Raw genomic sequence first — 9,858 nt, 5'->3', positions numbered from 1 at the left:
TCGGGGTGGACCTGCGGCGGCCCGGGTCGGACCTGGCCCGGGGCGCCGGCCTGGCGGCGCTCATCGGCCTGCCCGGGCTGGCGCTGTTCTGGGCGGCGGGGGACGCGGCGGCCGCGGAGCGGCTCGCCGCCCGGGCGATCACCGCCTACCGATCGGCCCGCCCGGCGGCACTGACCAGGGAGGCGCCGGTGACCGGGCCGACGAGACCGGCGTCGGGACACGAGCCGGCATGATCGACTCAGGATGTCGCAGGTCGGGCATCCAGGCGGTCCGGAAAGGGCGGGATGCCGTATCCCGCCCCGCCCGTCACAGCCAGCCGAACCAGGACTTCGGCAGCAGCGCGTAGCCGACGAAGGCGACCAGGTCGAGCAGGGTGTGCGCCACGATCAGCGGCGCCACCCGCCGGGTACGCAGGAAGAAGAGGCTGAAGACGACGCCCATCACCGCGTTGCCGAGGAACGCGCCGAAGCCCTGGTAGAGGTGGTACGAGCCGCGCAGCAGCGCGCTCGCCGCGACGACCGCGCCGAGCCGCCACCGGAGCTGCCAGAGCCGGTTGACCAGATAGCCGACCACGATCACCTCCTCCAGCACGGCGTTCTGCACGGCGGCGAGGATCAGCACCGGCACCGCCCACCACAGGTGCGGCAGCGCGGCCGGCACCAGCGTGGCGTTGACGCCGAGCTGCGCCGCCGCCCAGAACAGCGCCAGCCCGGGCAGGCCGATGAGCGCCGCCAGGCCGGCGCCCCGGGCCAGGTCCGACCCGGGCCGCCGCAGGTCCACCCCGAGCGTCCGCGCCGGGTCGCCGGGGTCACGGGCCAGCAGGTGTACGGCGAGCAGCACCGGCAGCAACGCGAAGAAGATCCCGACGAGCTGGTACGTCAGGTCGAGGTAGGGCCGGGCCGACTGGGAGTTGTTCAACGACGCGGTCTGCTTCGACAGCGGGCCCGCGGCGGTCAGCTTGGCGGCCAGCGACACCACCGCGTAGACCGCCGACTGCCCGAGGGAGAGCCCGAGCACCAGCAGCGTCTCGGCGCCCAGGGTCCGGCGGGACACCGGGCGGGTCAGCTCGTCAACCGTCACCGGACCACTGTGCCGCACGTGAGGGCCCGTCGGCACCGCCCTCGCGACCCAGGTGAGCCGGTCGCACATTCTGTGCGACCGCTGGGCACGCTGCGTGGAGATTCTATCGGGGCCCGATCCGCCGTCAGGAGAAGGAGCGTGCCCCCGTGGAGAACTTCGCGCGGCTGCTGAAGGAGAGCTGGACCCTGGTCGAGGAGGACCGGGACCGGCTGAGCGGCCACTTCTACGCCCGGCTCTTCCTCCTCGACCCCGAGCTGCGCAAGCTCTTCCCGGTCCAGATGAGCGGGCAGGGCGACCGGATCCTGGAGGCGATCGTCACCGCCACCCAGACCGTCGGCGACCCGGAGAGCTTCGACGAGTACCTGCGCGCGCTGGGCCGGGACCACCGCAAGTACCACGTCGACGCCACCCACTACGAGACCATGGGCGTCGCCCTGCTGGACGCGCTGCGCAGCACCGCCGGCGACGGCTGGAACCTCGAGTACGACCAGGCCTGGCGGGAGGCGTACGCGAGCATCAGCGAGAAGATGCTGGCCGGGGCGGAGGCGGACGACAACCCGCCGTTCTGGCACGCCGAGGTGCTCACCCACGAGCGGCACGGCCCGGACACCGCGGTGCTGACCGTCCGCGCCCTCCAGCACCCGCTGCCGTGGAAGGCCGGCCAGTACGTCAGCGTCGAGGCGCCCCGGTACCACCCGCGGGTGTGGCGGACGTACTCGGTGGCGAACGCCCCGAACGACGACAACGTGCTGGAGTTCCACGTGCGTACGCCGGCCGGGGCGGCGGGTTGGCTGTCCGGGGCGCTGGTCCGCCGCACGAAGCCGGGCGACCTGCTCCGGGTGGCCGCCCCGATGGGGTCGATGACGCTGGACCGGTCGTCGACCCGGGACATCCTCTGCGTCGCCGGCGGGGTCGGGCTGGCCCCGATCAAGGCGCTGGTGGAGGAGCTGACCAGCTTCAACCGGACCCGCTGGGTGCACGTCTTCTACGGCGCCCGCCGGCCGGACGAGCTCTACGGCGTCGCCGGCCTGGCGGAGTTCGTGAACGCGCACCCGTGGCTCTCGGTGACGCCGGCGTGCAGCGAGGACCCGGACTTCGACGGCGAGCTGGGCGACATTTCCGAGGTGGTCACCCGGTACGGGCCCTGGACGACGCACGACTGCTACGTCTCCGGCTCGGCCCCGATGGTCCGCGCCACCCTGCGCGCGCTCGCCGCCGACGAGGTACCGCCGGAGCACATCCGGTACGACACCTTCGGCAACCTGTAGACGTTTCTCCCCCGAGCCGGGTCGCGTGCCCCTGCCGTTGCGAGTCAGTGAGCATGAGTAGGCTCACGGCTCGCAGTCGTCCGTTGCCGGACGACGGTCCCGGTCTTGCCCGCCGGGGCGGTGCCGGGTTGACGCTTCGTCGCCACCGGCCCACTGAGGGTCTTACGGTCGGCTCCACGTCCGTTTACGGTCTCCGGGCCACTCCCGGCGACGACGAGCTGGGCGAGGTTGCGGGCGGCGTTGACGTCCCGATCCAGGACGAGGCCGCACGGATCGCAGGTGAACCTGCGGGCGTGCAGCGGCAGCTTGGCTTTCACCGCGCCACAGCCCGAGCAGGTCTTGCTGGATGGGTACCACCGGTCGGCCGTCACGAGCCGTCCGCCGTTCTAGGTGGTCTTGTAGGAGAGCTGTCGGCGGATCTCGCCGAACCCGCAGTCGGAGACCGCCTTTGCCAGGCGCCGGTTGCGGACCATGCCCGCGACGTGCAGGTCTTCCACCACGATGGTGCCGTAGTGGTTGGCCAGCCCGGTGGTGAGCTTGTGCAGCCCGTCCCGGCGCTGATTCGCCACGCGGGCGTGCGTGCGGGCCAGATCGGCGCGGGCGCGGTCCCACCGCTTCGACGGCCGCCCTCCGGTGCGCCGGTCCGGGCCGACCTTGCGGGACACCGCGCGGGCCATGCGCCGCAGCCGGCGTGTGGCGTTACCCAGGTGGCGTGGGTTGGCGACCAGTTCGCCGGTGGACAGCACCGCCAGGTGGCGCACGCCGACGTCGACGCCGACCAGCGCGTCCGGGCGGGCCGGGGCGCGTTCGGCGCGCTTGACTTCGCAGGTGAAGGCCACGAACCAGCGACCGGCCTTCCCGCGCACCGTCGCGGATAGGATCCGGGCGGTGCCGGCTTCGAGGCGACGGGCGAGCTTTCGGGCCGACTCGTGCAGCTTGATCCGGCCCAGACGGGGCAGCGTGACATGCATGCGGTCGGCTTCGACGCGGATGGTGCCGGTGGTGAACCGCACGCTCGGCGTCGTGCGCCGCTTCGACCGGAACCGGGGGAAGCCGACCGGGCGACCAGCACGTTTACCGGATCGCGAATCCGACCAGTTGGTCAACGCGCGGGCCAGCGCGTCCAGGCCGGTGTTGTACGCCTCCTTGGAACACTCGGCCCACCACGGCGCCACCTCGCCCTTGGCGGCGTTCCAAGCCCGGCGCAGCGCCGGCAAGTTCCAGCCGATCGACGGGGTCAGCTTCTCGTCCGCGACGCCGTAGGAGCGTTCGGCCGCCCGCTGGTCCATGACGGCCTTGACCCGGGCCAGGCCCCAGTTGAACGCCACCCGGGCCGCCCCGGCGTGCCGCAACAGGTCCCGCTCCTGTGCGGGGGTGGGGTCCAGGGCGAACCGGTACGCCTGAGTAACCGTGAGACTCACAGCTGCTCGCTTCCGGTGGCCACCGCCACCGCCACCGCCGCCCGGCATGCCGCCAACCCTCGCCCATACCGCCGTACGCACAACGAGATAACGACCTCAGTCACGTCACGCCCGCCAGGCCGTCGCTGGTCTCCGCGTCGTCGAGGACCACAAACTGCCAACCGCCGGCGACCACCGCCGCGGCCAGATGCCCGAACCCGAACCCGGTCAGCCCGTCACGGTGCTCCACGACCAGCACACTAACCGGCGGGTCCGACAACACACGGGACAGCCCGCGGCGGTGTCCGTTCATCCCGGAGCCGACCCCGGTGACCACCTGGTCGACCGACAGGCTCCGCCCGGTCGCGCCAGTCACCACCCGCCCGGCCTGCCGCTCCAGGTCATCACGCTGGCCAGCCGACGACACCCGGGCACACGCCACCACCCGGCCGGGAACCGACCGCTTCGGCAGCGGACCGACCACGATCAGCCGCCCCCGCCCGGCCGGCCGGCACCGGCAGCCGACCCTCCCGAAACCAGCGGCACGCCGTCACCCGGTACACACCCTGCGCCAACGCCCACTCTTTCAAGCTCACCAGGACATAGTGCTTACTCAACGAGCAACAGTTGGCAGCCCCCTGGGCACGCGACCCGGCCCCCGTCCGCCGGTGCGCGGGCCGGGCCGGCAACCGGCCCGCGTGCCGGAGCGCTCAGTAGCGCCAGGGGTTGCCGCTCTCCCGGTACTCCTCGACCGGCACCAGGGGCACCCCGGGCGTCATCCGGTCCACGTAGAGCCGCCCCTCCAGGTGGTCGATCTCGTGCGCGACCAGGCGTGCCATCGCGTACTCGTAGGACGTGATGATCCGGCTGCCGTCCCGCTGGGCGTGCTCGACGTCGATCCGCAGTGGTCGGGGCACCAGGCCGCGGTGGTCGAAGAAGGAGAGGCAGCCCTCGTACTGCTCGTCGCTGTCCGGGGCGGAGTCGACGATCCGGGGGTTGAGCAGGACGACCGGCTCGGCCGCCCGGTCGGCCGGGCGGACCACGGCGGCGGCCCAGCCGAGCCCGAGCTGCGGGGCCGCGATGCCGACCCCCTTGCTGAACGGGTGCAGCTCGTCGAGGCGGACCAGGATGGCGCAGAGCCGGTCGACCACGTCCCGGGCGGTGCGTTCCTGGCGGGGCAGGTCGAACTGGTGGGCGGGCTGGCGGAGCAGGTCGTCGCCGCGCTGCACGATGCCGATGCCGCGCATCCGGTCACTGGCCCGGACCTGCAGGCCGCTCGCCGGACCGTCCGGCTCGGCGTCCGGGGGCTGGTTGCGGAAGCGCCACTGCAGCCGGTAGCGGGCGTTGAGGGGCGGGTCGTCGGTGGACCAGTCGAAGAGCGCCCGGCCGTCCCGGTCGTGCCGCTGGATCTGGGTACGCAGCGGGCCCTCCTCCGAGGAGAGGGAGGTCTCCACCCCCCAGACCTGCGGGTCCAGCCCCACCGGGAGGTCCAGCCGGACGGCCAGGTGGCGGGTGGGCAGGCGGACCGCCCGCTGGAACCAGGGCCCCCACTTGTCCCGCCCCACCCGGTACGCGTACTCGATGGTGACCCGGTCGCCGGGGTAGAGCGGGAAGCGCCCCTCGGCGTTCTCGAAGAGCAGCCAGATCTCCTTGAACGCGTCCCGGTCGTGCTTGGCCCGCCAGTGCATCGGCTCGCGCTCGCCGCCGTCGTCCCGGTACGCCCGCAGTTGCAGTTCGGCGAAGGTGAGCGGGTGCTCCCGGTGGTGCCGGTTGGAGCGGCCCGGGTCGTTGGGGTAGCGGTCGACGGCGACCCGGACCAGGTAGCGGCTGACCGGCTCGGTCCCGGCGTTGTAGAGCTCCCGCCGGATCACGCAGTGGTAGCCGTCCTCGGTGTGGGTCAGCGTGGCCAGCTCCCGCTCGACCACCAGGCCGGTGCCGGGGGGCAGCCACTGGCCGGGGACGGCCGGCTCGCGGTGCGCCCCGCCGTTACGGGCGTGCCGCAGCTCGTCGTACTCCCGGAAGCGCTGCCAGATCGCGCCGCTGGCCTCCAGGACGGCCTCGGCCCGGCGGGCGAAGTCCTCGGTCGGGCGGTGCCGGCGGCCCTCGACGTGGCTGACGTAGGACGGGTCGAAGCCCATCAGGGTGGCGAGCTGCTTCTTGGACAGCCCCCGGCCGGTGCGGTGCCGGGCGAGTTCGGCGGCGAACGAGTCGGCGGCCCGTTCGATGGGTGAGGTCGTCATTCGGCTTCCTCGTGGCCGGGAGTACCAGTTTCACGTTGGGTGGCCGAACGTGCACAGAAAATGGCTCGTATTCGACACTCGCCTTGACAATTCAGCCACGTACGTCGATGCTCGCGCCGCCTCTCGCCCGGTCGGCCGGCGTTTCCGCCCCCGCCTGCCGGGTAGTACGCCGGCACGCGGCGACCGGTCGGCGGAGTGACCGGGACCTCTCCATCAGCCCCTCGGTGCCGCTTCCCCCGACCCGGAGCCTGTGGTTAGGCTAGCCTTAGCTCAGATGGGCCTGCTGATACCGACCGGCGGGGCGACCAGACAGGGGACGATCAGGTGACAGCGGTGATGCCGAGGCGGGAGATCGCCGCGCCACTCGCCCCGGTGACCGCGACCCTGCGCGCCATGTTCGGTACGGACGAGCTGCCCGGGCTCGCGCCCGGCCTGCTGGTCACCTCCGACGAGGCGCGCTGGGCCCCGGCGACCCGGCTGGTCGACGGGACGCTGCTGCCCGAGTTCCTGCGCGCCGCGACGGTGCGCTGGGGCGGCACCCCGCACGCCTGCGCCGCGCTGGCCTGGAAGTCGTACAGCTACTGGCTGGCGCTGCCGGCGGTGCTCGGCTGGGCCTCGGCCCGGCGGGTGCCGCTGCTCGACCCGGCCGACGTCCTGATCCACTTCGAGGACCACCGCCCGCTGCTCACCCTGGGCCTGCGCCGCTCGACCGCGGTCGCGGTGCTGCCGGGCGACCCGCTGGCGCTGACCGGCGCGCCGGACGTCCGGGTGGTCGCCGGCGAGGCGGAGCTGCTCGACGCGTTGCGCGCGTCGCTGCTCGACGCGCACCTCGCCCCGATGATCGCGGCCATCCAGGCCGAGGTCCGGATCGGGACCCGTACGCTGCTCGGCTCGGTCGCCTCCGGCATCGCGCACGGCATCCTGCGGGCCGCCGACGCGCTGCCCGGGTCGTCGACCCGGAGCATCGAGACGCTGCTCGACGCGCTCGACCTGGCCGACCTGGTGGAGCTGGTGCCGGGCCCGGCCGGCGAGCCGACCGTCCAGCGGCGGACCTGCTGCCTGGCCTTCACGCTGCCCCGGCCGAAGATCTGCCAGGGCTGCTGCGTCCGACCCTCCTGATTCGTGCCGGCTTCCGGGCCGGCACTCAGTCGACCAGCGGGCGGACGTCCCAGAGCCACACCCCGCCGGTCAGCACCGGATCGATCCCGGTCAGCTCGGTCATCCCCCGGTGCAACGCGCCCGCCTGCTTCTGCCGGGGATCGAGCAGCACCGCCCCGGCCCGCCAGTACCGCAGGTCGTCCACGGCGGCCACCCGGTCCTGCGGCGTGATCGGCGGCACCGCGTCGGTGCTCCGGATCTCGGTGAAGAAGGTGCTGGTGGGGCGGGGCGGGGCGGTGAAGAGGGCGACCCGGCCGGCCCCGGGCCGGGTGTCGGGCGCGAGGAAGTAGCCCCGGGCGAGCGGCATCTCCAGCCGGGTCTCGGCGGACCAGCGCAGCGGGTCGGCGTAGTTGGTGTCCGGCAGCGGCAGGGTGACGATGCTGTGCCCGCCGGCCACGTACGGGCGCCAGGCCCCCGAGCGGACGAACTCCGGCGTCGGGTCGAGGCGTACCGAGGGGAGCGGCGTCGGCAGGATCGGCAGCAGGGCCATCGCCAGCACGGTGACCGTGACGAACCGGATCTGCGGCCGGGCCGCGGGGTTCCCTCGGGCCAGCCGCCGCGCCTGCTCCGCGCCGAGCGCGAGCAGCACCCCGACGATCGGGGTCAGCGCGAGCGACCAGCGGGTCGGCACCACCGAGTGCAGGATCGCCAGGTTCTCCAGCGGCGCCCACGGCCCGGGCACGCCGGTGTCCCGCCCGTCGAAGCGGATCTCCCGGCCCAGCGAGAAGACGGCGAAGAGCAGGCCGGCCCCGGCCAGGCCGAGCACGACGGCGTTGCGTCGCAGCCACCAGACCAGCGCGATCACCAGTACGGCCAGCGGCCACCCGAAGAAGGCGTTCTCCTCGGTGGCGTTCTTGGCCAACCGGGCGCTGCCGCGGGGGTCGCCCGCGACCGACTCGCCCGACCAGGCCACGAACGAGGCGAGATCGGTGCGGTAGCCGCGGATCAGCCGGGACAGTCCCTGGTACGCCCCCGGCCCGAAGAACTGCACGTACAGCGGGTACGCGAGCAGCGCCCCGGCGACGGCGGCGGCCACGCCGAGCCCGGCGGCGAACGGCCGGATGCCCCGCCGCAGCTCCGGACGGCCGAGCGCGAGCGCGCCGACGACGACGGCGAGGCCGATCGCGGTCATCAGCAGGATCTCCAGGTTGAGGAAGGCCTGCCAGACGATCACCAGTCCGAGCAGCACGCCGTTGCGCAGCCAGCGCCCGGGTTCGGCCAGCCGCAGGGTCCGCCAGACGATCAACGGCACCACGAACTGGGAGACGATGTTGGGGTGGGCGTTGGCGTGCGACACCATCGCCGGCGCGAAGGCGCAGAAGCCGGCCCCGAGCCAGGCCGGTCCCCGGGCCCCGATCAGCACCCGGGACAGGACGAAGTACCAGGCCACGGCGGTGGCGATCATTCCCGCGGTCAGAAAGACCAGGAAAGCCGCACGCGGGCCGAGGAGAACGGTGACGGGCGTCATTGGGAGTGAAATGGATAATACGGACGTATTAGCCATCAGATTGACGCCGTCCGGGAAATTCATCCGGTCCGAGACGAACGGATAGGCGAAACCGGTCACCACCCGCGCACCGTGCGCCATCATCCACTCGAACTGCGCCTGATCGGAGCGGTTGTCCCGCACCCCGTCGCCGGGATTCAGCCAGAACCGGGCGGTCACCCAGAAGGCGAGCAGCGCGAAGCTGAGCACGGCGGCAGCGTCGATCCACCGGCCCCGCCCGTCCCGTACGCCCCGGCCGGGCTCACCCGCAACGGTGCCGCCGTCCGATTCAGGAGTAGTCATAACAATTCGGAGCGTAGTCAGGGTATGGCAGGGCCGTGACATGTTTCGGGGTACTGGCGTACTATGTGCCGGGTTCGCCGACCGCCGATCACGTGCCCACCCCCGACCACATTTCGGCCACCCCCGGTGCCCCGATTCGCACACCGTCCTTGCGGATGGTTGACTCTGTCGGTCCAGGCGCGGGTCAGTCATATCGTGAGGAATCGACGCATGGCAGAGATCACTGGGGATCAGCGCGTCCAGTCGGAGGTGCTCGAAGGACTGGCGACGGCGGTCAACCACCGCAGGTGGTTCGTCGAACTGGCGGTGCCCTACCTCGGTGACAACCCCATCGAGATCGGCAGCGGGCTGGGCGACTACGCCCTGGAGTGGTCCGAGCACCTGCCCCGGATCACCGCCACCGAGGCGGACCCGGACCGGCTCGTCCAGCTCAAGGAGCGGCTCGCCGAGCGCCCGAGCATCGAGGTCCGGCAGATGCTGCTGCCGCACTCGGAGCGCGGCGACTACAGCGCCGCCGTGTCGTACAACGTGCTGGAGCACATCGAGGACCACGTGGGCGCGCTGCGCAGCATGCGCGACCTGGTCCGGCCCGGCGGCGCCGTGGTGATCATCGTGCCGGCGTTCCAGTTCGCGATGAGCCCGGCGGACATCGCCACCGGCCACGTCCGGCGCTACACGAAGAAGACCCTGACCGCGGCCATGACCGAGGCGGGCCTGACGGTGGAGAAGATCCACTACGCGAACGCGCTCGGCCTGATCGGCTACTTCATGGCCACCAAGGTCTTCCGGCTGATGCCGAAGGAGGGCCCCATGGTCAAGGTCTACGACACCCTGGTCCTCCCGGCGACCAAGGCCGCCGAGCAGCGCATCCGCCCCCCGTTCGGCCAGTCCGTCTTCGCCATAGCCCGCGTCCCCGCCTAACC

Annotated in this window: 9 protein-coding genes and 1 pseudogene; 4 read left to right on the top strand and 6 right to left on the bottom strand. The window is 72.5% G+C overall.

The annotated features are described in order from the left end of the window. Window positions 1–233 (top strand): annotated as a pseudogene (locus DKT69_RS40885) (hypothetical protein); the annotation flags it as partial. A gap of 73 nt (window positions 234–306) precedes the next feature. On the opposite strand, the gene DKT69_RS27345 reads toward DKT69_RS40885, so the two are convergent. Continuing rightward, entirely contained in the window at window positions 307–1,080 is a 774-nt protein-coding gene (locus tag DKT69_RS27345) for a CPBP family intramembrane glutamic endopeptidase (RefSeq protein ID WP_109804368.1), read from the bottom strand. A gap of 146 nt (window positions 1,081–1,226) precedes the next feature. Between DKT69_RS27345 and DKT69_RS27340 the strand changes: the two genes are divergently transcribed. Continuing rightward, window positions 1,227–2,348 (top strand): globin domain-containing protein, encoded by a 1,122-nt coding sequence (locus DKT69_RS27340; protein WP_109804367.1) that lies wholly within the window; start codon window positions 1,227–1,229, stop codon window positions 2,346–2,348. A gap of 44 nt (window positions 2,349–2,392) precedes the next feature. Here the strand turns inward: DKT69_RS27340 and DKT69_RS39195 are convergent, their stop codons facing one another. The 4 genes from DKT69_RS39195 to DKT69_RS27325 all read right to left on the bottom strand — a co-directional run bounded on the left by DKT69_RS39195 (window position 2,393) and on the right by DKT69_RS27325 (window position 5,988). Further along, window positions 2,393–2,719: a zinc ribbon domain-containing protein gene (locus DKT69_RS39195; RefSeq protein WP_201749887.1), complete on the bottom strand. Its 327-nt coding sequence runs from the start codon at window positions 2,717–2,719 to the stop codon at window positions 2,393–2,395. Window positions 2,720–2,734: 15 nt separating this feature from the next. Beyond that, on the bottom strand, window positions 2,735–3,769 hold the full coding sequence (gene tnpB, locus DKT69_RS27335; RefSeq protein ID WP_201749886.1) for an IS607 family element RNA-guided endonuclease TnpB: 1,035 nt from the start codon (window positions 3,767–3,769) through the stop codon (window positions 2,735–2,737). Between the two features lie 100 nt (window positions 3,770–3,869). Continuing rightward, window positions 3,870–4,232, bottom strand: coding sequence for a recombinase family protein (locus DKT69_RS40175; RefSeq protein WP_236648383.1), 363 nt, complete (start codon window positions 4,230–4,232; stop codon window positions 3,870–3,872). Between the two features lie 226 nt (window positions 4,233–4,458). Then, on the bottom strand, window positions 4,459–5,988 hold the full coding sequence (locus DKT69_RS27325) for a peptide deformylase (protein ID WP_109804366.1): 1,530 nt from the start codon (window positions 5,986–5,988) through the stop codon (window positions 4,459–4,461). A gap of 336 nt (window positions 5,989–6,324) precedes the next feature. On the opposite strand from DKT69_RS27325, the gene DKT69_RS27320 reads away from it, so the two are divergent. After that, a complete protein-coding gene (locus tag DKT69_RS27320; protein ID WP_109804369.1) occupies window positions 6,325–7,107 on the top strand; it encodes a ferric iron reductase in 783 nt (260 codons plus the stop codon). Window positions 7,108–7,132: 25 nt separating this feature from the next. On the opposite strand, the gene DKT69_RS27315 is transcribed toward DKT69_RS27320, so the two are convergent. After that, window positions 7,133–8,935, bottom strand: a complete 1,803-nt coding sequence (locus DKT69_RS27315) for a DUF6311 domain-containing protein (RefSeq protein WP_109804365.1) — start codon at window positions 8,933–8,935, stop codon at window positions 7,133–7,135. 210 nt (window positions 8,936–9,145) lie between these two features. Between DKT69_RS27315 and DKT69_RS27310 the strand changes: the two genes are divergently transcribed. Further along, on the top strand, window positions 9,146–9,856 hold the full coding sequence (locus DKT69_RS27310) for a class I SAM-dependent methyltransferase (protein WP_109804364.1): 711 nt from the start codon (window positions 9,146–9,148) through the stop codon (window positions 9,854–9,856). Window positions 9,857–9,858 lie beyond the last annotated feature (2 nt).

The sequence above is a fragment of the Micromonospora sicca genome, from assembly GCF_003172935.1.
Lineage (GTDB): Bacteria > Actinomycetota > Actinomycetes > Mycobacteriales > Micromonosporaceae > Micromonospora > Micromonospora sicca.
The sequence above is the reverse complement of the archived record's forward strand: the minus strand, read 5'-3'. Positions and strand labels throughout refer to the sequence as shown.

What these genes read in the sequence shown, in the direction of transcription:
- DKT69_RS27325 (WP_109804366.1), bottom strand. Translation starts at nt 5,988, where the DNA reads ATGACGACCTCACCCATCGAACGGGCCGCCGACTCGTTCGCCGCCGAA.
- DKT69_RS27320 (WP_109804369.1), top strand. Translation starts at nt 6,325, where the DNA reads ATGCCGAGGCGGGAGATCGCCGCGCCACTCGCCCCGGTGACCGCGACC.
- DKT69_RS27315 (WP_109804365.1), bottom strand. Translation starts at nt 8,935, where the DNA reads ATGACTACTCCTGAATCGGACGGCGGCACCGTTGCGGGTGAGCCCGGC.
- DKT69_RS27310 (WP_109804364.1), top strand. Translation starts at nt 9,146, where the DNA reads ATGGCAGAGATCACTGGGGATCAGCGCGTCCAGTCGGAGGTGCTCGAA.